This window comes from Streptomyces tubercidicus, from assembly GCF_027497495.1.
In the GTDB taxonomy this organism is placed as follows: domain Bacteria; phylum Actinomycetota; class Actinomycetes; order Streptomycetales; family Streptomycetaceae; genus Streptomyces; species Streptomyces tubercidicus.
Genome location: NZ_CP114205.1, coordinates 5679177 through 5701757, shown reverse-complemented (window position 1 = coordinate 5701757; position 22581 = coordinate 5679177). Strand labels below are relative to the sequence as shown.

Below are 22581 nucleotides of genomic sequence, written 5' to 3'. Positions count from 1 at the left end.
GTTCAGCGCTCCCATACCTTGAACGCCCTGACGCGGTACGGGGATCGGGGCACCCAGCTGCCGCCGCCCGGATAGGTGTCGAACTCGGCGGTCTCGGCGCATTCCCCGCTCTGGTAGGTGGTGACCGGCCGGCCCGTGCGGTTGGCGAGGGCGGCGGCGCTGCTCCCCTTGGGCAGGGGGACGCAGCTCTCGATGTCGATGCCGGACAGTTCATAGGTCCGCCGGGCGCCGCCGAAGTCGCCCTTCGGCCAGAGGCAGAGCTGGCCCGCGTCACAGGCGCCGGAGGCGGCGGTCCGGCCGGCGGCGGCCGCGTGTGCGGCCGGGGTGCCGAGGGTGGCCGGGGCGGCGAGTGCCGCGGTCAGCACGGCCAGCAGGCCGGTGAGGAGTGCGGTGGTCCGGGATGTGCGCAGGTGCATGGAATCTCCCCCGTGGAGTGTGTCGCTGAGGCCCCGCGAGGCGGGCCGGTTGCCCGCGGCGGGTTCGTCATCGAGCTTCGCGAGGGCGGGGTGCGGATGCCAAGCCCGTGGCGGCACTGCCACCCGGATCAGGTATGTGGACAGACCAACGCGCCCGAGCGGGGCGGCCGGTGCGCGAGGTTGACGTGCGGCGGGGCGGGGCGGGCAGACCGCGGAACCGTTCCTCCCGGTGTCTGCCGGGGGCGGAGGCCGCGGGCGGTGCACCGTGCGCCGTAGTGGTGGTGAGCCGGTTCCCGGACCTGCTCATCCGGATGAGGGATTCGGCCCGCCGAGGGAGACCAACTGCCGCCTGGGGAAAGGCGGATAGGGCCCGAGGGCGGCTCGCGGCGGGTGGTTGACGCCCGCACCGACCGCACCGACCGCGCCGCCCCGGCCACCCCGCGCCGGCAGCCCGCTCGCACACGCAACGGCGCGCGGCCCGGACGAGGAAACCTCGTGCGGGCCGCGCGCCAAGTGCCACGGGCGGGGGCCGCCGGTCGTACGTCGCTCCGCGAACCGGGCACGCCGTACGGCCGGGGTGCCGGTCAGATGTGGCCCATGCCGGCGCCCGCCTCGGCGTTCGCGCCGCGCTTGGTGAAGAAGGCGACGACCGCGGCGACGGCCGCCACACCGCAGGCGACCATGAAGGCCTCGCTCATGCCGGACACGAAGGTGTCATGGGCGACGGAGGTGATCTTCTGGGCGAACTCCGGCGGGGTGCCCTTCGGGACCGGTGCGATACCGGCCGAGACGGCGTCGGAGAGCTGGGACGCCTGGGCGGGCGGGGCCGGCGGGAGGCCGGCCGAACGCCAGTTGCCGGGGAGGTCGCTGTCGACGCGGGAGGCCATCACCGCGCCGAGCACGGCCGTACCGAGGCTGCCGCCGACCTGCATCGCGGCCTGCTGGAGGCCGCCCGCGACGCCGGAGAGCTCCAGCGGGGCGTTGCCGACGATGACCTCGGTGGCGCCGACCATGACGGGCGCGAGCCCCAGGCCGAGCAGCGCGAACCAGAGGGACATCGGGCCGGTGCCGGTGCCGGTGTCGAGGCCGGACATGCCGTACATGGCGACGGCGGTGAGGACCATGCCGCCGACCAGCGGGATGCGCGGCCCGAACTTGGTGATCAGAGCGCCGGCCAGCGGTGAGCCGACGATCATCATGCCGGTGAGCGGGAGCAGGTGCAGACCGCTGTCCACGGGCGACATGCCGTGCACGTTCTGGAGGTAGAACGTCACGAAGAACAGGCCGCCCATGAAGGCGAAGGCCATCAGCACCATCAGGACCGTGCCGGCGGTCAGCGGCAGCGAGCGGAACATCCGCAGCGGGATGAGCGGTTCGCGGACCTTGCTCTCCAGGAGCGCGAACAGGGCGAAGAGGACCACGGCGGCGATCAGGAAGCCCCAGGTCTTCATGCTGTCCCAGTGCCACTCCCCCGCCTTGATCAGCGGCCAGATGAGGCAGAACATCGCGCCGGAGAGCAGCACGATGCCCGGGATGTCGAACGAGCGGGGGGCGTTCTCCGCGCGGTGGTCCTTGAGGATCACCAGGCCGAGGACGAGGGCCAGTACACCGACCGGAACGTTGATGAAGAACACGGACTGCCAGTTGACGTGCTCGACCAGCAGTCCGCCGACTATCGGGCCGCCGGCGGTGGAGGCGCCGATGACCATGCCCCAGATACCGATCGCCATGTTGAGCTTCTCGGCCGGGAAGGTGGCGCGCAGCAGCCCCAGCGCGGCGGGCATCAGCAGCGCGCCGAACAGGCCCTGGAGCACCCGGAAAGCGATGACCAGCGCGACCTCATGGGAGAACCCGATGGCGGCGGAGGCGGCGGCGAAGCCGAGGATGCCGATGAGGAAGGTCTGGCGGTGGCCGAAGCGGTCACCGAGCTTGCCCGCGGTGATCAGCGCGATGGCCAGGGCGAGCATGTAGCCGTTGGTGATCCACTGCACGTCGGCGAGCGAGGCGCCGAGGTCCTGCTTGATGGCCGGGTTGGCGATGGCGACGATCGTGCCGTCCAGGGCGACCATCATGACGCCGATGGCGACGGAGAAGAGGGTCAGCCACGGGTGACCGCGCAGTCCCTTCGGGGGGTCCGGTACGGGAAGGTCCGGCGCGGCTTCGGCAACCGGGGTCTGAGAACTCATACCAAGAGGCTAATGTCAGCCACTGACATTTGACAAAGCATTTCATGAGTCGGTAACTGTCATCTCGCTCACAGGTAACCTGAGCAGCGAGAACACCACGGAAAGGCGGCTCAGGATGGCGACCCCGACGCCGCAGTCGGCACCCGCGGGCCTGCGGGCACGCAAGAAACAGCGCACCCGCGACGCCCTGATCCGCGCGGCGCTCGAACTGTTCACTGAGCAGGGGTACGAGGCGACGACGATCGACGAGATCGCGGAGGCGGTGGATGTCTCCCAGCGGACGTACTTCCGCTACTTCGCGAACAAGGAGGATGTCGCCTTCGCCGTCCAGGCAATGGTTGAGGCCCGCTTCTTCGACGAACTGAGCGTGCGGCCCGCGACGGAGGCGCCGCTGACCGCACTGCGCAGCGCCGTCATGGTGGCGTGGGACGACATCGGCAGTGCGATCGAGTCGGTGATCCCGGTGGAGCTGTACATGCGGGCGTTCCGGATGATCGAGTCGACGCCCGCGCTGGTCGCCGCGCATCTGCGGCGCTCCTCCGAACTGGAGGAGCAGATGGCGCGGTTGATCGCCCGGCGCGAGGGCCTGGATGTGGACACCGATCCCCGGCCGCGGGTGCTGGTCGCCGCGTTCGGCGGGGTGATGCGGGTGGCGGGCCAGGTGTGGGGCGAGGGCCAGGAGTGCACCGTGGCGTCGATCCGCGAGCTGACCCAGTCCTATCTGGATCACATCGGGCCGGCGATGGAGGACGACTGGCGGGCGCGCTGAACGCAGCGCGCCGGGCCCGGCGGAGGAGCCGGGCGGCGGAACCCATGACTCCGTTCATCACTCGATCCACCACCCTCCGTAACGAGAACCCTTCGCTAAGCGATCATGAAGACCTCTCCCTGAGACCATCACTGCACGGCTGAGCACCGTAAATCGATGACGCGTGTCCGTTTTGGTCGAAATGCCCACCGCAAAACGTGAGATCACTCACGGTCACAGCGGAGGCCCTCTGGTGTCTCCTAGGGTGGCTCGCGGTGAATTCCTTCTCGGGCCTCGGCCCCTCCTCCGGTTTCCTGCAGTCCACGGCCTGGCGTGCCGCCCTCGCTCTGGCGGTGGTCTTCGTCATGCTCGCCATAACCGGGTGGACGGCGGTCAGAGGTACCAAGGAAGACGCCAACCCGCTGGCCACCGCCAGGACCGCCTGGCAGCACGCCACCTTCCTCGGGCGCCCGCTGCCCGACCCCCAGGGCCCGCCGGCCACGCTCCGGTCCTTCTTCGCCAAGCTCAGCCGGGGCGAGAAGCAGCAGCTCACCGCCCGCTATCCGCTGGTGGTCGGCAATATGGGCGGGGCCCCGGTGAAGCTGCGTTACCGCGCCAACCGGATGGCGATCGACGACGCCCGCCGCATCCAGAAGGGCCGGATGCACGACCAGCGGCTCACCCCCGCCGGCCGCCAGGAGGCGGGCCAGCTGATGCACCGCCTCTCTTCGATGATGGCTCCCGGGCGGCAGATCCTGGCCTTCGATCCGGCCGGCGGCGGCCGGGCCGCCGAGGTCTTCGGCAATCTCCCGGCGGCCCACCGGGTGTCCGTCGTGGTGCCCGGTGTGGACGTCAATCTGTCGACCTTCGAGCGCACCGCGCGGGCGAACACCGCGCCGGTCGGTATGGCGCGTGCCCTCTACGGCGCCGAGCGGGAGGCCCGGCCGAGCGCCCGTACGGCCGTGATCGCCTGGGCCGACTACACCTCGCCGCCCGGTATCGGCGTCGAGGCCGCCACCGGGCAGCTCGCCGCGGCCGGTGCGGTCCGGCTGCGCGACCTGGTGAACGCACTGCCCTCCTCCGACGTGGTCTCGCTCTTCTGCCACAGCTACGGCTCCGTGGTGTGCGGTGTCGCCGCCCGGGAACTGCCGTCCAACGTCAAGGACATCGCGGTGGCCGGAAGCCCCGGCATGCGGGCCGAGAACCGCTCCAGGCTGGGCACCCAGGCCCGCGTCTGGGCAATGCGGGACTCCGACGACTGGATCCAGGACATCCCGAACCTGGAGGTCGGCGGGCTCGGCCACGGCGCCGACCCGGTCGACCCGTCCTTCGGCTCCCGGATCCTGTCGGCCGACGGCGCCGAAGGGCACGCGGGCTACTTCGCGCCAGGCACCCGCAGCCTGCGCAACTTCGCGCTCGTCGGGGTCGGCGCGACCGGCACCGTCGACTGTGCGTCCGACGATCCGCAGTGCCGCACCGAACTGGTCTGAGGTCCACGGGGGCACCGGCCGGCGACCGCGGGCACGGCCCGGCGCCCGGGGACGGGCCGTGCCTGCGGAAACCGCGCCGGGCCGCCGGGACATCCACGAGGCGGGTGACGACGCGGGTGACCGGAGGGACACGCACCGCTTCGGCAGGCGTTCCCGGTGGCGTCCGGAAGGGGGACGGGTGGCCAACCGCGCGCATACGATGAGCCGCATGGGTGATGTGCTGGCCGGTTTTCACGCCGTCTGGGAGTTCGACACGGACTCCGTACTCATCCGCTTCGAACGGGGGATCCGCAAGCCGAAGCTGTTCCAGGCGCTCGGTGAGCGACGCATTCCGTACGAGGCGCTGAGCTCCGTCGAGGTGACCGAGGGCAGACGTGGCACGGTGGTGCTGCACGCCCTGCCCCGGCACGGCGCCGATCCCCTGATGGAAGCGGCGAACGGGCAGCTCAAGGAGGACGCCGATCCCTATCGGCTGGTACTGCCGGCCGACCGCGAAACGCTCGCCGAGTACTACGCCGATGAGCTGCGCACGGCGCTCGGCCCGGATGCGAAGGAGCCCGCCGACCGCCATCTGGTGGCCGCGCCGGAGCCCCCGCTGCACTTCAAGGCGTATGACGGCAAGGCGTCCTTCGACGGGCACGCGGTCACCTTCCGGTGGTTCTGGACCGGCGCGTCCTCGGCGAAGTGGAAGAGCGGCGACCAGACCTTCCCCGTGGGCGAGTTGGCCGGGGTCGAATGGCGGTCGCCGGAGATCCTCAACGGCTATCTGCGGCTGCTGGAGCGCGGCGCCCGCGAGCCGGGCACGGGCGAGGCGGACCAGGATCCGGCCGCGGTGGTGTTCGGGCTCGGGTACGGCCCTGTGCACGAGTCGCTGCCGTTCGCGGCCTCGGTGCTGCAGGCCGTACGCGCCTCCGAGCCGGTGCAGGAGACACCGGAGGGCGCGCCGGTACGCCACCGGACCGGGGAGCCCCGCCGCGATCCGGCGGATATCGCGGACCGGATACGGCACCTCGGCGACCTGCACGGCGCCGGGCTGCTGACCGACGACGAGTTCAGCGCGAAGAAGGCCGAACTGCTGGCGGAGCTGTAGGTTCCGCCGCCCGCCGCCGCTTCCCGATCAGGGCGGCACCGCGGGCCCGTTGCCCCGGCGGGGACTCATACCGTGGTACGGGGCGAAAGTCCGGCCCCTGGTATGACGCCGGGCCCGGCGCGCTCCGCTTAGATGGAGGGGCGATGAGTGAGCGATCTTCCAGCCCCGAACTCGGGTCGGCCCACGGCTCCCTGCATGAGCCGGGCCGTCAACGGGCGCTGCGCGCCGTACGGCAGGCGCTGCGGGTGCTGGCCGTGGAGCTCGGCACCCCGACCGAGCCCGGCACCCCGCTGCTGGGCACCGTCCGGAGCCGCTGGCTGCGCCGCCTGCCCTATGTTGTCGCGTTCGGGTTCGCGGTGTCCCTGCTGCCGACGACCATCAACGTCCTGCGCAACGACTACGGCCTGGCCGGCGGGCTGACCGGTGCGCTCGCCACCGCGCAGACCGTACCGCTGCTGCTCGCGGTGACCCGGCCGCTGCAGGCCTGGTGGGTGATCTTCGCCGCGGATGTCCTCGGTGCCGTGGCGCTCATCGGCGCCGACGGTGTCGCGGGCCGCGCCTGGCCCTGGCCGCCGACGGCGATCGTCGGCTATCTCGCGCTGATGCTGGCGCTGTCGCTGCGCGAGCGGCGGCGCACTCTGACCGCCGTCTGGCTGACGACCGGTGTGGCCGGGCTGCTCTCCGGGATGTTCACCCCCGACGGCAGCAACAGCACCTGGGTGCTGCTGTTCGTCCTCACTGGCGTGGTGCTGATGATGGGTGCCACCTTGCGCGAACGCGGCGACGCCCAGCGCAAGTTGATCGAGCAGGAGACCATCAGCGAGGCCGAGCGGGCCCGTCGGACGCTGCTGGAGGAGCGCGCCCGGATCGCCCGTGAACTGCATGATGTCGTCGCCCACCACATGTCGGTGATCACGGTTCAGGCGGCCAGCGCGCCCTATCGACTCAGCGGGATTCCCCGGGAGGCCGAGGACGAGTTCGGGGCGATCGCGGCGACCGCCCGGGAGTCGCTGGCGGAGATGCGCCGGCTGCTCGGGGTGCTGCGCAGCGAGGAGACCGAGCAGCACAGCGGCCCGGAGAAGACCCCGCAGCCCGGGATCGGCATGCTGCCGAAGCTGGTCGAGGGGACCGTACGGGCGGGTGTGCCGGTCGAGTTGGCGCTGCCGGAGGAGTCGGTGGCGCTCGAACCGGCGGTGGATCTGTCGGCGTACCGGATCGTTCAGGAGGCGCTGGCCAATGTGGTGCGGCATGCCCCGGGGGCGCGGACCCGGGTGTCAGTGACCACGGGCGCGGACGGCACACGGCTGACCGTACTGGTCGTCAACTCCGCGCCGTCCGCGCCCTCCGCGCCGCTGGAGGCCACCGGCACCGGCCATGGCCTGATCGGTATGCGTGAGCGGGTCCGGCTGGTCGACGGTTCGCTGGACACCGGGCCGCTGCCCGACGGCGGCTTCCGGGTCGCCGCCCGGCTCCCCCTCTCACCGCCGCCCTCCGCGGCGCCGTCCCTCTCCGCAAAGGATTCCCACTCCGTATGACCACGCGCGTGATCATCGTCGACGACCAGGCCATGGTGCGCGCGGGCTTCGCCGCGCTGCTCGCCGCGCAGAGCGATATCGATGTGGTGGGCGACGCCCCGGACGGGGTGCAGGGCGTGGCCCTGAGCCGCCGGACGCACCCCGATGTGGTGCTGATGGATGTGCGGATGCCGGAGATGGACGGGCTGGCGGCGGCCCGTCAGCTGCTCGCGCCGCCCGCCGGTGTCACCCACCGGCCGAAGGTGCTGATGCTGACCACGTTCGATGTCGATGACTATGTCTACGAGGCGCTGCGCGCGGGGGCGTCCGGCTTTCTCCTCAAGGACGCGCCGCCGGCCGATCTGATCTCCGCGGTGCGGGTCGTGGCGGCCGGTGAGGCGCTGCTCGCACCGTCCGTGACCCGGCGGCTGATCGCCGATTTCGCCCGCTCGGGGCCGGTGCCCCGCAAGGGCCGGCCCGCGCTGCGGCTGAACGGCCTCACACCGCGCGAGACGGAGGTCCTGGAGCTGATCGCCCGCGGGCTGTCGAACCAGGAGATCGCCGATGCGCTGATCGTCGCCGAGCAGACCGTGAAGACCCATGTCAGCCGGGTGCTGGCCAAGTTGGACCTCCGGGACCGCGCCCAGGCCGTGATCTTCGCGTATGAGTCGGGGCTGGTCGCTCCAGGGGAGCGATAGCGCCCGCGCGCTCCTCCCTGAGGACGAGCGCGGCCGGGGCGCCCCTACTCCCGTAGCCCCCGGGAGTCCCCTCCACGGTGTGACGACCCGCCATGCCCCCTCTTCCTAGGTTTCCCTCCGGCACGCCTCCGGGAGAGGGAGACACCATCATGTCCAGCCTGTGCGGCATCGTCCGGCGCGGCAGACGCCCGTTCACCGTCGGCGCGGCCGCGGTGGCGGACCGCACGCCCGCGGACCGCGACCGTGCGCTCGACGGGCTGCGGGCGCTGGCGCTGCTCGCGGTCCCCCTTGGCCACTGGCTGATCGGGGGCTTCACCCTGGACGCCGGGGGCGCGCTGCACAACGCCAGCCTGCTGACCGCCGTCGGCGGGCTCGCACCGGCCAGTTGGGTCCTGCAGATGCTCGGCATCTTCTTTCTGGTCGGCGGGCATGCGTCGGTGCTGTCCCTGCGGCGCGCCACCGGGCGGGGCGAGTCCACCCGGTCCTGGCTGCGCGGCCGACTGGTGCGGCTGGGCCGTCCGGTGCTCGGGGTGACGGCCGTATGGGCGATGCTGCTGCCCCTGCTCTACACACTGGGCGTGCCGGAGGCGACCCTGCGGACCGGGGCGACGCTGGTGATCCAGCCGCTGTGGTTCGTCGGCGTGTACGCGGTGATCACCGCGCTGACACCCTGCTGTGTTCGCGCCGCCCGGTGGATGGGTGCCTGGGCCGCGGCCCCCCTGGCGGCGTCCGTGGCCGCGGTGGACTTCCTGCGCTACGGGCCGTACGCCGATGCCGTGCCACCGTGGCTGAGCCTGCTCAACCTGCTGCCCGGCTGGATGTTCGCCTATCAGCTCGGCGTCTCCTGGGGCGAGCGGCGGCTCGGGCGGCGCGCCGCCTGGTCGCTGCTGCTCGGCGGCGCCGCGGTGTTCGCCGCGCTGCTGCTGTTCTTCCACTACCCAGCGAGCATGGTCGGCGTCCCCGGGCAGCACCGGACGAACTCCCACCCGCCGTCGCTGCTGGTCCTGGCGCTGGCGGCGGCCCAGTCCGGTGCGGCGGTGCTGCTCCGTGACCGGCTCGCCCGGCTGCTGCGCCGCCCCGCCCTGTGGACTCCGGTGGCGCTCGTCAACCTCTCCGCGCTGACGATCCTGTGCTGGCACCAGACAGCACTGCTGTCGACGGCCGTACCGGCATCCTTCCTGGGACAGATCCCCGGACTGACGGCGGCGCCCGACTCCCTCGGCTGGCTCCTGGCCCGGCTCGCCTGGCTGCCGGTGTTCGCCGCCGCGCTCCTCCTGATCGGCCGCACCACCCGCCGCTTCGACGCGCCCTGGACGGGTGTCACCGGGGCCCGCCGGGCCGCCACCGCGCTGCTGGCCGCCGGGTTCGGGGCCTTCGCGCTGGGGCTGGCCTAGGGCGAGGTTCGCTCCGTACGGCAAAGGGGGCGGGCGCCCCGCCCCCTGCCGGCCTACTCCCGCCCCGCCGAGGTGAACGACATATCCGCGTACCGCGCCCCCGCGACCTGCCCGGCGATCGGCTCCAGCCGCGCCAGATCCTCCTCGGTCAGCCGGATCCGGGTCGCCGCGGTGTTTTCCTCGACCCGGCCGCGCTTACGGGTGCCGGGGATCGGGACGACGGCCAGACCGCGTGCGTCGGCCTGCTGCTGCAGCCAGGCCAGCGCTATCTGGCCGGGCGTGGCGTCATGGGCGGCGGCGATCGCGCGGACCGGCTCCAGCAGCGCGGCGTTGGCGGCCGCGTTGTCGCCGGTGAAGCGGGGCTGCTGACGCCGGAAGTCGTCCGCGCCCAGCTCCTGGTCGGCGTGCACGAACGCACCGGTCAGGAAGCCCCGGCCGAGCGGTGAGTACGGCACCACACCGACACCGAGTTCGGCCGCCGCCTGCACCACACCGTCCTCAATGTCCCGGCTGAACAGCGACCACTCGGACTGCAGCGCCGCGATCGGATGCACGGCCTGCGCGGCCCGCAGTTCGCCGCCGGTCACCTCGCTCAGCCCCAGGTGCTTCACCTTGCCCTCGGTGACGAGCTCGGCCATCGCGCCGACCGACTCCTCGATCGGGACGTTCACATCGCGCCGGTGCATGTAATACAGGTCGATCTGGTCCACGCCCAGGCGCCGGAGGCTGCCCTCGACGGCCTGGCGGAGGTAGGCGCGGTCATTGCGGATGATGCGTTTCGTCGCGTCGTCCGGGTCGACGGCCAGTGCGAACTTGGTGGCCAGGACGACCTCGTCGCGGTGCGCCCGGATGAACGGGGCGATGAACTTCTCGTTCTCCCCCATGCCGTACATATCGGCGGTGTCGAAGAGCGTCACGCCCAGTTCGAGGGCGCGCTCCAGTGTGGCCCGTGCCTCATCCGTGTCCGTCGGACCGTAGGCGAAGCTCATGCCCATACAGCCGAGACCCTGTACCCCGACCCGCGGTCCACCGTTGCCCAGTTCGACGGTCTCGATCTTCTCGCTGCCCATGGAAACCTCAGAACCTCTCGGACGCCCGCCGGGCGTCGGCATAGATATCGATCTTGTGGTCGAGGACGTCCAGCGTGCTCTGCAGCTCGGCGATGCGCTGCCGTACGTCCTCGCGGTGCGCGGTCAGCAGCTGCTCCCGCTCGGTGAAGGTGCACTCACCGGCCCGCACCAGCTCGGCGTAGCGGACCATGTCCGCGACCGGCATACCGGTCAGCCGCAGCTTGGACACCAGGCTCAGCCAGTCCAGATCGCGGTTGCTGAAGCGGCGCTGCCCCGTGTGGGTGCGGTCCACATGCGGCATCAGGCCGATGCGCTCGTACCAGCGCAGGGTGTGGGCGCTGAGCCCGGTGTGCTGCGCCACCTCGCTGATCGTGTAGCGGTCGCGGCCCGTGGGCAGCGGATGCGAGGGCGCGGTGCGGCAGTCGCGCAGCGCCGTCGGCCCCCTCCCGGCCGCGGTCGCGCCGCTCGCCGCCGGTTGGATCTGCGTCACCGTCATGCCCGTCTCCCCTGTTGCGCCGGACGGCCCCGGCGTTTTCGCCGGAAGCCTCTCGACGTCGTCAACGCTAGAGACTTCGAGTGCACTCCAGGCAAGCGACGGTCACGGGCAGACTTGACCGGAATTTGAGGACGTTAGGCTCGTGGGCATGCAGAGCCTGCGGATGATCGAGAACTGGCCGGTGCCCACCGCTGCGGCCGCCGTCGTACGAGCCGATGGGTCGGTGGCCGGCGCGTACGGCCCCCTGGAGCACCGCTTCCCGCTGGCGTCCGTGACCAAGCCGCTGGCCGCGTACGCCGCGCTGCTGGCCGTCGAGGAGGGCGCCGTCGAGCTGGACGAACCGGCCGGGCCCGAGGGGTCCACGGTGCGTCATCTCCTCGCCCACACCTCGGGGCTGGCCTTCGACGAGCAGCGCGCGATGGCCGCGCCCGGCACCCGCCGGATCTACTCCAACGCGGGGTTCGAGGCGCTGGGTGACCACATAGCCAAGGCGACCGACATCCCCTTCGCGCAGTATCTGCACGAGGCGGTCTTCGCCCCCCTCGGGATGACCGCGACGGAGCTGTCCGGCTCGCCCGCCAAGGACGGCGTCTCCACAGTCGCCGACCTGATCCGCTTCGCAGCCGAGCTGCAGGCACCCCGGCTGCTCGCCCCGCAGACGCTCGCGGCCGCGACCCAGGTCGTCTTCCCCGGTCTGTCGGGTGTGCTGCCGGGCTACGGGCACCAGAAGCCCAACGACTGGGGCCTGGGCTTCGAGATCCGCGACGGCAAGTCACCGCACTGGACGGGCGGGTCGTCCTCGCCCCGTACGTTCGGGCACTTCGGGCAGTCCGGGACGTTCCTGTGGGTGGACCCGGATGCCGGCGCGGCCTGTGTGGCGCTGGCCGACCGGGCCTTCGGACCGTGGGCGATCGAGACCTGGCCGCCGCTGACGGACGCGGTGCTGGCCGAACTGGCGGAGACGGCCTGACCCGCCCGGAAGGCGCCGGACGCCACCGGCCGCCCCCGGAGCCGGCTCACCCGTAGACCGGCTCCGGCCCCATCTCCCACACCAGGCACTCCGCCGCCGCCAGCCCCCGCAGCTCCAGCCCCTCCCCGTCGGTGATCCGCGCCGCGTCGCCGGCCTCCAGGCGCTCGTCGCCGAGCCGGACGGCGCCGCGCACCACCTGCACATAGGCCCGTGCGGCATCCGGCACCGCGGTGCGCTCACCCTCGCCGAGGCGGCGCACATGCAGCAGGGCACCGGCCCGCGGCACCGCGTACGGGGTGCCGTCGGCGATCCCGCGCACCACCTCGTACGAGGGCTCCCCGCCGAATTCCCGCGGCGCCAGCCACATCTGGACGAAGCACAGCGGCCGGTCGCCGTCGTTGCGCTCCACATGCCGGACGCCGCCCGCCGAGCTGAGCCGCTGGAGATCGCCGGGGCGCACGGTCGTCTCGTGTCCGGCCGAGTCGCGGTGGGTCAGCTCACCCTCGACCACCCAGGTCACGATCTCCGTGTCGCGGTGCGGATGCTCGTCGAAGCCGGCGCCGGCCGCCAGCCGCTCCTCGTTACAGGCGATCAGCGCCCCGAAACGCAGATTCTCCGGGTCGAAACGGTGCCCGAAGGAGAACGCGTGCAGCGACTCGATCCCGGCCTCCGCGTCCCCGCCCGGATACCGCTCATGGCCTCTCCGCACCTGAATCATGGGCCCACGGTAGCCCCGCCCCCGCACCTGCCCGCCCCGATAGTGCAGGCTTGTCCCGTGTCTGAACCCGCATCGCGCGACGCGCACCCGCACTCCGCCACCCTCCGGCGCCTGGAGAACTCCTCCGGCAAACTGGCGGCCGCGGCCATCGCCCGCATGGACGCCACGCTGCCGTGGTACCGCGCGATGCCCCCGGAGAATCGTTCCTGGATCGGCCTGGTGGCACAGGCCGGTATCGCCGCCTTCACCGAATGGTTCCGGCATCCGGAGACCCCCCAGGCGATCAGCACCGACGTCTTCGGCACGGCGCCGCGCGAGCTGACCCGGGCGATCACGCTGCGGCAGACCGTCGAGATGGTCCGGACCACCATCGAGGTCATGGAGTCCGCGATCGACGAGGTCGCGGCCCCGGGCGATGAGTCCGTGCTGCGCGAGGCGCTGCTGGTCTACGCCCGGGAGATCGCCTTCGCCACCGCCCAGGTCTACGCCCAGGCCGCCGAGGCCCGCGGCGCCTGGGACGCCCGGCTGGAGTCGCTGGTGGTCAACGCGGTGCTGTCGGGGGAGGCGGACGAGGGCGCGGTCTCCCGTGCGGCGGCGCTGGGCTGGAATTCCCCCGAGCATGTGTGTGTGGTGCTGGGCACCGCGCCGGACGGGGACAGCGAGCTGACCGTGGAGGCGATCCGGCGGGCCGCCCGGCACGCCAAGCTCCAGGTGCTGACCGGGGTGCTGGGCTCCCGTCTGGTGGTGATCGCGGGCGGTTCGGACAATCCGCTGAAGGCCGCCAAGGCGCTGATCGGCCCGTATGCCGCCGGGCCCGTGGTGGCCGGCCCGGTGGTCTCCGATCTGCTGGCCGCGACCCGCTCGGCACAGGCCGCCGCCGCCGGACTGCGGGCGTGTGCCGCCTGGCCGGACGCCCCGCGGCCGGTCCTCGCGGACGATCTGCTGCCGGAGCGCGCGATGGCCTCGGACCCGGTCGCGCGTGAGCAGTTGGTGGAGGAGATCTACAGACCGCTGGAGGAAGCCGGGTCGGCGCTGCTGGAGACACTGAGCGTCTATCTGGAGCAGGCGAGCAGTCTGGAGGGGGCCGCCCGGATGCTCTTCGTGCACCCCAACACCGTGCGCTATCGGCTCCGACGTGTGACCGACGTCACCGGATGGTCACCCTCCGATGTGCGCTCGGCGTTCACCCTCCGTATCGCACTGATTCTGGGGCGTCTGGCTGACGGTGAGGCACAGCCCTAGACTTTTGTCGGACACCAACAATTCCCCCGATGGTTCTTCGTCCTTGTCCCCACGGGCGGGCGGAACCACCCACAAGAGAGAGTGTGAGGGTGCTCGTACTCGTCGCTCCCGGCCAAGGCGCTCAGACGCCCGGCTTCCTGACTCCCTGGCTCGACCTTCCCGGTGTCGAGGCCCAGCTCCGTACCTGGTCGGACGCCATCAACCTGGACCTGGTCCACTACGGAACGAAGGCGGACGAGGAGGAGATCCGCGACACCGCGGTGGCCCAGCCGCTGCTGGTGGCCTCGGCCCTGCTCTCCGCCCGTCAGCTGTTCGCCACGACCGACGAGGTCGCCACGCGGACCGGCGCGGTGGCCGGTCACAGCGTCGGTGAGCTGGCCGCCGCGGCGCTGGCCGGCACGCTGTCCGACGAGGACGCGATGACGCTGGTGCGCCGGCGCGGCCAGGCGATGGCCGAGGCCGCCGCCGTCACCGAGACCGGTATGGCCGCGCTGCTGGGCGGCGACGAGGCCGTGGTCATCCCGCATCTGGAGCAGCTGGGCCTGACGCCGGCGAATGTGAACGGCGCCGGGCAGATCGTTGCCGCGGGCACCGCCGAGCAGATCGCCGCGCTCGTCGAGAACAAGCCGGAGGGCACTCGCCGGGTCGTACCGCTGAAGGTGGCCGGCGCGTTCCATACTCACCACATGGCACCCGCCGTTTCGGCCCTGGAATCCGCGACCACCCAGCTGTCGGTCGCCGATCCGCGCACCCGCTACGTCTCCAACAAGGACGGCGCCGCGGTCTCCTCCGGCCAGGAGCTGGTCCAGCGGCTGGTGGGCCAGGTGGCCAACCCCGTGCGCTGGGACCTGTGCATGGAGACCTTCAAGGAGCTCGGGGTCACCGCGCTCATCGAGGCGGCGCCCGGCGGCACGCTCACCGGCCTGGCCAAGCGCGCACTGCCCGGTGTGCGGACCCTCGCCCTGAAGACGCCCGACGACCTCGACGCGGCCCGCACGCTGATCGCCGAGCAATCCGCACCGGCCGAATAGGAGTCCGCAGCGCATGACCTCGAAGATCAAGCCCTCGAAGGGCGCCCCGTACGCGCGGATCATGGGCGTCGGCGGCTACCGCCCGACGCGTGTCGTGCCGAACGAGGAGATCCTCAAGCACATCGACTCGTCCGACGAGTGGATCCGCTCGCGGTCCGGTATCGCGACCCGCCACTGGGCGGGCCCCGAGGAGACCGTCGCGACCATGTCGGTCGAGGCGTCCGGCAAGGCCATCGCCGACGCCGGGATCACGCCCGAGCAGATCGGCGCCGTGATCGTCTCCACCGTTTCGCACTTCAAGCAGACCCCGGCGATCGCGACCGAGATCGCGCACCGGATCGGGGCAGGTAAGCCGGCCGCGTTCGACATCTCGGCGGGCTGTGCGGGCTTCGGCTACGGACTGACCCTGGCCAAGGGCCTGGTGACCGAGGGGTCGGCGGAGTATGTGCTGGTCCTCGGTGTGGAGCGGCTCTCGGACCTGACCGACCTGGAGGACCGCGCGACGGCCTTCCTCTTCGGTGACGGGGCCGGTGCGGTGATCGTCGGCCCGGCCAACGAGCCCGCGATCGGCCCCACGGTCTGGGGTTCGGAGGGCGACAAGGCCGAGACCATCAAGCAGACCCTCGGCTGGGACGTCTACCGTCCCACCCCGGTCCCCGGAGGGGACGCGCCCGAGGGCCGCCCGGCTCCGGAGGAGATCCGCTACCCCGCCATCACACAGGAGGGCCAGGCGGTCTTCCGGTGGGCGGTGTTCGAGATGGCGAAGGTCGCCCAGCAGGCGCTGGACGCGGCCGGAGTCAGCCCGGACGACCTGGATGTCTTCATTCCGCACCAGGCCAACATGCGGATCATCGACTCGATGGTGAAGACTCTGAAGCTGCCGGAGAGCGTCACGGTCGCCCGCGATGTGGAGACCACCGGCAACACCTCGGCCGCCTCCATTCCGCTCGCCATGGAGCGGCTGTTGGCGACCGGACAGGCCAAGAGCGGCGACACCGCGCTGGTCATCGGCTTCGGGGCGGGTCTCGTCTACGCCGCGACGGTGGTTACCCTCCCCTAGGCAAGATCTGCGCAGCACCGTACGTCCCCGGACGTGTCGGCCGTCGCACGGATCATCACCGCAAGTACGCAGTTTCCCCTTAAAATGACCGAAGGAGCGCCATCATGGCCGCCACTCAGGAAGAGATCGTCGCCGGTCTCGCCGAGATCGTGAACGAGATCGCCGGGATCCCCACCGAGGACGTCCAGGTGGACAAGTCCTTCACCGACGACCTGGACGTTGACTCGCTGTCCATGGTCGAGGTCGTCGTCGCCGCCGAAGAGCGCTTCGACGTGAAGATCCCGGACGACGACGTCAAGAACCTCAAGACGGTCGGCGACGCGACCGAGTACATCCTCAAGCACCAGAGCTGATCCAGCTCCCGCGCATGTCGCCACCCCGCGGTGGCGCCGTCGATTCAGACCCCTCTACCCGTGGAGTAAGAATTCCCGTGAATGCGACCAATCGCACCGTGGTCGTCACCGGTATCGGCGCAACCACACCGCTGGGTGGCGACACCGCTTCGACCTGGGAGGCCATGCTCGCCGGACGCTCCGGTGTCAGCACCCTCGAACAGGACTGGGCCACCGATCTGCCGGTTCGTATCGCCGGACAGATCGCCGTGGAGCCCTCCGAGATCATTCCCCGTCCGCAGGCCCGCAAGCTGGACCGCTCGGCGCAGTTCGCGCTCGTCGCGGCCCAGGAGGCCTGGAAGGACGCGGGCTTCACCGCCAAGGCGGGCGAGGACACCTCGGTCAACCCCGACCGTCTGGGCGCCGTCATCGCCTCCGGTATCGGCGGTGTGACGACCCTGCTCGACCAGTACGACGTGCTCAAGGAGAAGGGCGTACGCCGCGTCTCCCCGCACACCGTGCCGATGCTGATGCCGAACTCGCCGTCCGCGAACGTCGGCATCGAGTTCAACGCCCGCGCCGGTGTCCACACCCCGGTCTCGGCGTGTGCGTCGGGCGCCGAGGCCATCGGCTACGCGATCGAGATGATCCGCTCCGGCCGCGCCGATGTCGTCGTCGCGGGTGGCACGGAGGCCGCCATCCACCCGCTGCCGATCGTCGCGTTCGGCAACATGATGGCGATGTCCAAGAACAACGACGACCCGCAGGGCGCCTCGCGTCCCTGGGACGTCGACCGCAACGGCTTCGTGCTCGGCGAGGGCGCCGGCGTGATCATCCTGGAGTCCGAGGAGCACGCCAGGGCCCGCGGCGCCAAGATCTACGCGGAGGCCGTCGGCCAGGGCATCTCGGCCGACGCGCACCACATCACGCAGCCCGAGCCGTCCGGCAACGGCATCGCGGCGGCGCTGCAGAACCTGCTCGACAACACCGACCTCCAGCCCGCCGAGATCGTGCACGTCAACGCGCACGCGACCTCGACGCCGGCCGGTGACGTCGGTGAGCTCCGGGCGCTGCGCAAGGCGTTCGGTGACGACGTCGACCACATGGCCATCACCAGCACCAAGTCGATGACCGGCCACCTCCTGGGCGGCGCGGGCGGTATCGAGACGGTGGCCACGGTCCTCGCGCTCAAGAACCGCATCGCCCCGCCGACGATCAACATCGACCAGCTCGACCCGGAGGCCGACGCCGACATCGTCCGCGGCGAGCCCCGCGAGCTGCCGGCCGAGGGCCGGATCGCGGCCCTGAACGACTCGTTCGGCTTCGGCGGGCACAACGTTGTCCTGGCCTTCCGTACGGTCTGAGGCACGCTCAGCACACCCTGAGGGCCCGCCCGGTGACACCCACCGGGCGGGCCCTCGGCGTGTCGTGGCCTGCCGCGATCGTGGCTGTCGTGGCCCGTCGTGGCTTGTCTCAGGCGTCGAAGCTCGCGAAGTACGCCGCCGTGGCGTCCTTTTGGCCATGGCCCTGTTCCTCGGCCCGGCGGAAACGCTCCGCGTCGGCCGCCACCAGATCCATCCGTACCCCGGCCCCCTGGGCGGCTTCCGTGATGAGCCGGGCATCCTTGCGGGCCGCGGACACCGTGAAGCTCGCAGGGTAGTTGTCGGCCAGGATCAGCTCTGATTTCAGCCGGAGGTAGGGCAGATCAAGGGAGCCACCGGCGACCGCGGCGAGGAAGTCGCGCGGGTCCACGCCGAGCCCCTCGGCGAGTGCGAGCGCCTCGCCGGTGCCGTTGATGACCGTCAGCACCCAGCTGTTGATGACGAGCTTGAGGCGGCTGGCGGCCCCGCTCGCACCGTCCTCGCCGACCCACCGGGTGGCGCTCCCGACGCTGTCGAAGACCCGCCCGGCGCGCTCCCGTACGTCCTGTGGGCCGGCCGCCAGGACTGTCAACTCGCCCTTCTCCGCGGGCGCCTTGGTGCCCAGTACGGGGGCGTCCACGAACCGCAGACGGTGCTCGTCGGCGAACCGGGCGAGCGGGGCGAGCCCCTCGGTCCCGACCGTGCTCATCTGGAGCCACAGGGTGCCGGGTGTCAGCGCGTCGGCGGCCTGTCGCAGCGCGTCGAGGACGGCCGCCCCGTCGAGCAGCATCGTGAGCACCACCTGGGCGCCGTCCACCGCCTCGGCGGGACTGCCGGTGACCCGGACGCCGTCGGCAGCCAGCGGCTCGGCCCTGGCGCGCGTCCGGTTCCAGGCGCGGACGTCCAGACCGGCGCGCGCGAGGTTGCGGGCCATCGCCGCGCCCATGATTCCGGTGCCGAGCACCGCTACGGAAAGAGTGTCGGAAGACGTGTTGTCGGCCATGACGGCACGCTAAGACGTCGAGCGGGCTCGAAGGCAACGGTCGCCGCGTGTCGGGGCGGCGCGTGCCGGTGCCTGGGGGGGGCTTTCCCTAGACGACCTGGTGGAGCCAGCGGACCGGGGCGCCCTCGCCCGCGTAGCGGAAGGGCTCCAGTTCGTCGTCCCAGGGTTTGCCGAGGAGCTTGGCGACCTCGTCGGCCAGCTCGGTCTCGCCGCCTGCCGAGCGGGCGACCGCGGCGCGCAGCCGGTCCTCGGGGATGAGGATGTCGCCGTGCAGGCCCGTGACGGCGTGAAAGATCCCCAGATCGGGGGTGGAGCTGTAGCGCTCGCCCTCGGCGGTGGAGCAGGGTTCCGCGGTCACCTCGAAGCGCAGCAGATGCCAGCCGCGCAGCGCGGAGGCCAGCTTGGAGGCCGTACCGGCCTCGCCCTGCCAGGAGAACTCGGCTCTCCATGTGCCCGGGGACGCCGGCTGGCGGATCCAGTCGAGGTTGACGCGCACACCGAGGACGCCCGCGACGGCCCATTCGACATGCGGGCACAGCGCGCGCGGAGCGGAGTGGACGTACAGAACTCCACGTGTCGTCACCGGGACCTCCCGTGCGGTTCGAGGTTCGCCTTCCCCAGCGGCCTCGTGCCCGTTCCGGTCGCGGCCGGGACAGTGGTCATTCTGCCCCAGTGGTCACTTCGGCACCAGCATGCTGGTGACCTACAGTAAACACCATTGGGCGGAATTTGCCGCAAAAGCGACAGGTAATGACGTGATGTAATTTGTCTCTGCCGACTGCACCTGCCACTTCGGGTTACCGCCCGGCAAGCACGGGGCAAAGCTATCGCGCGGTGCCGGTCGAGGGGTGACGTACCGTCGGTACCCGAAGAGATATCACTCGCACGCCGGAGGGGACAGGGGATGACGCGGATCCATCGGCCCTTTCGTGCCCGGCGCCGCCGCTTCGCCCTCCGCTCCTCACGCACCGTCGCCCTCGGTTCCGCACTGGTGATCGCCCTCACCGCCTGTAGTGGCTCCGCTTCGCAGTCCGGCGGCGCGGGCAAGCGCAAAGCCCCGAACGCGCCCGTCTGGCGCACCGACCCCCACTCGGTCGCGGCCCTCGGCGACTCCATCACCGTCGGCTTCGACGCCTGTACGGTCCTCTCCGACTGCCCGCAGGTCTCCTGGGCCACCGGCACCGACCCCAAGGTCGACAGTCTCGCCCGACGGCTGGTCAAACACCCCGCCACCCACAGCTGGAACCTCGCCAGGACCGGTGCGCTGATGCGGGACCTGCCGGACCAGGTCACCGCGGCCGCCGACCGGAGGCCCGAACTGGTCACGGTCCTGATGGGCGCCAACGACGCCTGCCGGCGCGACGCGCGCTCGATGACGCCGACGGCCGCCTTCCGCGCCGACTTCGCGCGGTCCCTGAAGTATCTGCGGCGCGCCCTGCCGCGCACCCAGGTGTATGTCGCGGCGGTGCCCGATCTGCTGCGGCTGTGGTCGGAGGGGCGTAAGAACCCGCTCGGCAAGCAGGTGTGGAAGCTGGGCATCTGCGGGTCCATGCTGCGCGATCCGGACGATCTGACCAAGGCGGCGCAGGACCGGCGCACGGAGGTCCGGGGCCGGGTGATGGCGTACAACACGGCGCTGGCGGAGGTGTGCGGCGCGGACCCGCTGTGCCGGTTCGACAAGTCGGTCTTCGACTACCGCTTCACGGGGCGGCAGTTGAGCACGTGGGACTGGTTCCACCCCGGCACCGGCGGCCAGAAGGAGCTGGCGGAGCTGGCGTTCCGGGCGATCACCCGGCCCGGCCGCAGCGCCTGAACGCGCTCCCCGGGCGCCGCGCGGTGGCCGGGCGGGCATAGGGTCGCTGCCATGACGACGCAGGTCAGCAGGGAAGCCTTCGGCGCACTGGACGACGGTACGCGGGTCGACCGCTGGACCCTGGAGTCGGGGGCCGGCGGGGTGCGGGTCCGGATCCTGACCTACGGCGGAATCATCCAGACGGTGGAGGCCCCGGACCGGGACGGGGTGCGGGGGCAGCTGGCGCTGGGCTTCGACGACCTCGGCTCCTATGTCGCGCACGGCGGGTCGCACTTCGGTGCGCTGGTCGGGCGCTATGCGAACCGGATCGCCGGGGCCGCCTTCCGGCTCGACGGCAGGACCTGGACGCTGACGCCGAACGACGGGCCCCACAGCCTGCACGGCGGGCCGCGGAACTTCTCCCGGGTGGTGTGGGACGCCCGGCAGGTCGACGGCGGAGTGCAGCTGCACCGGGTCAGCCCGGACGGCGAGGAGGGTTTCCCGGGCGCCCTGGAGGTGCGCGTGACGTACACCCTCTCCCCCGGCGGCGCGCTGCGCATCGTCTCCTGTGCGCGGACCGACGCCCCGACCGTCGTCAACCTCACCAACCACACCTACCTCAATCTGGGCGGGGACGGCAGCGGCAGCGCCGCCGGGCACGAGCTGCGGCTGGCGGCGTCCCGGTACACCCCGTGCGATGACGGCGGCATTCCGCTGCCCGGCGCACCCGCCGAGGTCGCCGGTACCCGCTTCGACTTCCGGACGGCGCGCGAGGTGGGCGGTGCCTTCGACCACAACTTCGTGCTGGACGGCGGGGTGTGCCACGCGCCGCGCACGGTCGCCGAGTTGTACGACCCGGGCTCCGGCCGCGCGCTGGCGCTGGCCACCACCGAGCCCGGTCTGCAGCTCTACACCGCGGGCCATCTCGACGGCACCCTGACCGGCACCTCGGGCGTCCCCTACGGTCCGGCGGCCGGACTGGCCCTGGAAACTCAGCACTTCCCGGATTCCCCGAACCGCCCGGACTTCCCCAGCGCGGTGCTGCGGCCCGGGGAGACCTATCGTTCGGAGACGGTGTACGGCTTTTCGGTGCGGCAGCGGGCTGCGGGGTTCCCCTAAGGGCACGGCGACGCAAGGTCATCCTGTGCGGCGACGACGCGAGTGGGGGCTGGGCGGAACGATGTCAGTGATCGGTTGTCCGGTCCGTTCCGTATCCGTTCACCGCCTGCCCTCAGGAGACCTCTCGCCATGGCCCGCCTGCGTACCTCTCATCTCGTGCTGTCCTGCGCCGCGTTGAGCGTGCTGATGACCGGCTGCTCCTTGACCGGGTTCGGCCCGGACAAGAAGGCGGAGCGTACGTACACCGTGCACGGGAAGGTCAGCGCGCTGTCGGCGACCACGCACGGCGGAGACATAGAGGTCGTCCCGGTCGGCGCCGGCGGCTCGGTCAAGGTGACGGAGAAGTATGTCTACAACGACCGGAAGCCCAGCCCCGCACACGAGGTCAAGGGCGGCCGGCTGACGCTGAAGGCCGAGGACTGCGGTATGGGGCGCCGGTGCTCGGTCGCCTACCGGGTGCTGCTGCCGCGCGATGCCTCGGTCGATCTGCGGACCAGCGGCGGGGACATCACCGTCCGCGGCGCCACGGGCGGGATCGCCGCGGAGACCAGCGGCGGCGATATCACCGTCGAGGACTCCACGGCCCGCAGGGCGAAGGCGCGGACCAGCGGCGGCGATGTGGATCTCGCGCTGTCCTCGGCGCCCGACGAGGTGTCGGGCCGTACCAGCGGCGGCGATGTCACCATCCGTCTGCCGAAGGGCTCCTACGCCGTGGACGCCACGACGAGCGGCGGCAGCAGCAAGGTCTCCGTCCCGACGGACAAGAGCTCCGCGCACAAGGTCACGGCACGGACGAGCGGCGGTGATGTGTCGGTGATGCCCTCATGAGGGGCCGCGGGGACCGGCGGGGG

General features: G+C 71.6%; 22 protein-coding genes. 15 read left to right on the top strand and 7 right to left on the bottom strand.

Annotated elements, in window-relative coordinates:
* Positions 1-2: 2 nt before the first annotated feature.
* Together STRTU_RS24790 and STRTU_RS24785 are read right to left on the bottom strand one after the other, a co-directional pair.
* On the bottom strand, positions 3-416 hold the full coding sequence (locus tag STRTU_RS24790; protein WP_159746247.1) for a peptidase inhibitor family I36 protein: 414 nt from the start codon (positions 414-416) through the stop codon (positions 3-5).
* Positions 417-1000: 584 nt separating this feature from the next.
* Complete coding sequence (locus STRTU_RS24785) at positions 1001-2602, bottom strand: MFS transporter (protein WP_159746246.1); 1602 nt, start codon at positions 2600-2602, stop codon at positions 1001-1003.
* 115 nt (positions 2603-2717) lie between these two features.
* Between STRTU_RS24785 and STRTU_RS24780 the strand changes: the two genes are divergently transcribed.
* From STRTU_RS24780 to STRTU_RS24755, 6 genes are all read left to right on the top strand, one after another.
* Positions 2718-3371, top strand: coding sequence for a TetR/AcrR family transcriptional regulator (locus STRTU_RS24780; RefSeq protein ID WP_159746245.1), 654 nt, complete (start codon positions 2718-2720; stop codon positions 3369-3371).
* Between the two features lie 254 nt (positions 3372-3625).
* Positions 3626-4840 (top strand): alpha/beta hydrolase, encoded by a 1215-nt coding sequence (locus STRTU_RS24775; RefSeq protein ID WP_159746244.1) that lies wholly within the window; start codon positions 3626-3628, stop codon positions 4838-4840.
* A 208-nt stretch (positions 4841-5048) separates the two neighbouring features.
* A complete protein-coding gene (locus STRTU_RS24770) occupies positions 5049-5930 on the top strand; it encodes a DUF4429 domain-containing protein (protein WP_159746243.1) in 882 nt (293 codons plus the stop codon).
* Positions 5931-6073: 143 nt separating this feature from the next.
* Complete coding sequence (locus STRTU_RS24765) at positions 6074-7465, top strand: sensor histidine kinase (protein WP_159746242.1); 1392 nt, start codon at positions 6074-6076, stop codon at positions 7463-7465.
* On the top strand, positions 7462-8142 hold the full coding sequence (locus STRTU_RS24760; protein ID WP_159746241.1) for a response regulator: 681 nt from the start codon (positions 7462-7464) through the stop codon (positions 8140-8142). The genes STRTU_RS24765 and STRTU_RS24760 overlap by 4 nt, the downstream gene beginning before the upstream one ends.
* Before the next feature lie 149 nt (positions 8143-8291).
* Positions 8292-9536 carry an acyltransferase family protein gene (locus STRTU_RS24755; protein WP_159746240.1) on the top strand — a complete coding sequence of 415 codons (1245 nt, stop codon included), beginning with the start codon at positions 8292-8294 and terminating at the stop codon, positions 9534-9536.
* A 53-nt stretch (positions 9537-9589) separates the two neighbouring features.
* Here STRTU_RS24755 and STRTU_RS24750 read toward each other — a convergent pair whose 3' ends face one another.
* Both STRTU_RS24750 and STRTU_RS24745 read right to left on the bottom strand, forming a co-directional pair.
* The gene (locus tag STRTU_RS24750; protein WP_159746239.1) at positions 9590-10606 is read right to left on the bottom strand and encodes an aldo/keto reductase; all 1017 of its coding nucleotides are present in this window, start codon (positions 10604-10606) and stop codon (positions 9590-9592) included.
* Between the two features lie 7 nt (positions 10607-10613).
* Positions 10614-11102, bottom strand: a complete 489-nt coding sequence (locus tag STRTU_RS24745; protein ID WP_159746238.1) for a MerR family transcriptional regulator — start codon at positions 11100-11102, stop codon at positions 10614-10616.
* Between the two features lie 148 nt (positions 11103-11250).
* On the opposite strand from STRTU_RS24745, the gene STRTU_RS24740 reads away from it, so the two are divergent.
* On the top strand, positions 11251-12072 hold the full coding sequence (locus STRTU_RS24740) for a serine hydrolase domain-containing protein (protein ID WP_159746237.1): 822 nt from the start codon (positions 11251-11253) through the stop codon (positions 12070-12072).
* Positions 12073-12118: 46 nt separating this feature from the next.
* On the opposite strand, the gene STRTU_RS24735 is transcribed toward STRTU_RS24740, so the two are convergent.
* The gene (locus STRTU_RS24735; protein ID WP_174878920.1) at positions 12119-12790 is read right to left on the bottom strand and encodes a pirin family protein; all 672 of its coding nucleotides are present in this window, start codon (positions 12788-12790) and stop codon (positions 12119-12121) included.
* A 57-nt stretch (positions 12791-12847) separates the two neighbouring features.
* Between STRTU_RS24735 and STRTU_RS24730 the strand changes: the two genes are divergently transcribed.
* The 5 genes from STRTU_RS24730 to fabF all read left to right on the top strand — a co-directional run bounded on the left by STRTU_RS24730 (position 12848) and on the right by fabF (position 17819).
* Positions 12848-14032 (top strand): PucR family transcriptional regulator, encoded by a 1185-nt coding sequence (locus STRTU_RS24730; protein WP_018088053.1) that lies wholly within the window; start codon positions 12848-12850, stop codon positions 14030-14032.
* Positions 14033-14121: 89 nt separating this feature from the next.
* Positions 14122-15063: an ACP S-malonyltransferase gene (locus STRTU_RS24725; protein WP_159746236.1), complete on the top strand. Its 942-nt coding sequence runs from the start codon at positions 14122-14124 to the stop codon at positions 15061-15063.
* Between the two features lie 13 nt (positions 15064-15076).
* Positions 15077-16123: a ketoacyl-ACP synthase III gene (locus STRTU_RS24720; RefSeq protein ID WP_018088055.1), complete on the top strand. Its 1047-nt coding sequence runs from the start codon at positions 15077-15079 to the stop codon at positions 16121-16123.
* 104 nt (positions 16124-16227) lie between these two features.
* Positions 16228-16476 carry an acyl carrier protein gene (locus STRTU_RS24715; RefSeq protein ID WP_030991425.1) on the top strand — a complete coding sequence of 83 codons (249 nt, stop codon included), beginning with the start codon at positions 16228-16230 and terminating at the stop codon, positions 16474-16476.
* 77 nt (positions 16477-16553) lie between these two features.
* Complete coding sequence (gene fabF, locus STRTU_RS24710) at positions 16554-17819, top strand: beta-ketoacyl-ACP synthase II (RefSeq protein WP_159746235.1); 1266 nt, start codon at positions 16554-16556, stop codon at positions 17817-17819.
* A gap of 109 nt (positions 17820-17928) precedes the next feature.
* On the opposite strand, the gene STRTU_RS24705 is transcribed toward fabF, so the two are convergent.
* Both STRTU_RS24705 and STRTU_RS24700 read right to left on the bottom strand, forming a co-directional pair.
* On the bottom strand, positions 17929-18819 hold the full coding sequence (locus tag STRTU_RS24705; protein ID WP_159746234.1) for an NAD(P)-dependent oxidoreductase: 891 nt from the start codon (positions 18817-18819) through the stop codon (positions 17929-17931).
* A gap of 88 nt (positions 18820-18907) precedes the next feature.
* Positions 18908-19402 (bottom strand): DUF3145 domain-containing protein, encoded by a 495-nt coding sequence (locus STRTU_RS24700; protein WP_159746233.1) that lies wholly within the window; start codon positions 19400-19402, stop codon positions 18908-18910.
* Positions 19403-19723: 321 nt separating this feature from the next.
* Here STRTU_RS24700 and STRTU_RS24695 point away from each other — a divergent pair, with 321 nt between their 5' ends.
* The 3 genes from STRTU_RS24695 (at position 19724) to STRTU_RS24685 (ending at position 22558) form a co-directional block, all read left to right on the top strand.
* Positions 19724-20632, top strand: coding sequence for an SGNH/GDSL hydrolase family protein (locus STRTU_RS24695; protein ID WP_159746232.1), 909 nt, complete (start codon positions 19724-19726; stop codon positions 20630-20632).
* Positions 20633-20683: 51 nt separating this feature from the next.
* On the top strand, positions 20684-21730 hold the full coding sequence (locus tag STRTU_RS24690; RefSeq protein WP_159746231.1) for an aldose epimerase family protein: 1047 nt from the start codon (positions 20684-20686) through the stop codon (positions 21728-21730).
* Positions 21731-21859: 129 nt separating this feature from the next.
* Positions 21860-22558, top strand: a complete 699-nt coding sequence (locus STRTU_RS24685) for a DUF4097 family beta strand repeat-containing protein (RefSeq protein ID WP_159746230.1) — start codon at positions 21860-21862, stop codon at positions 22556-22558.
* The last annotated feature ends 23 nt before the right edge of the window (positions 22559-22581 follow it).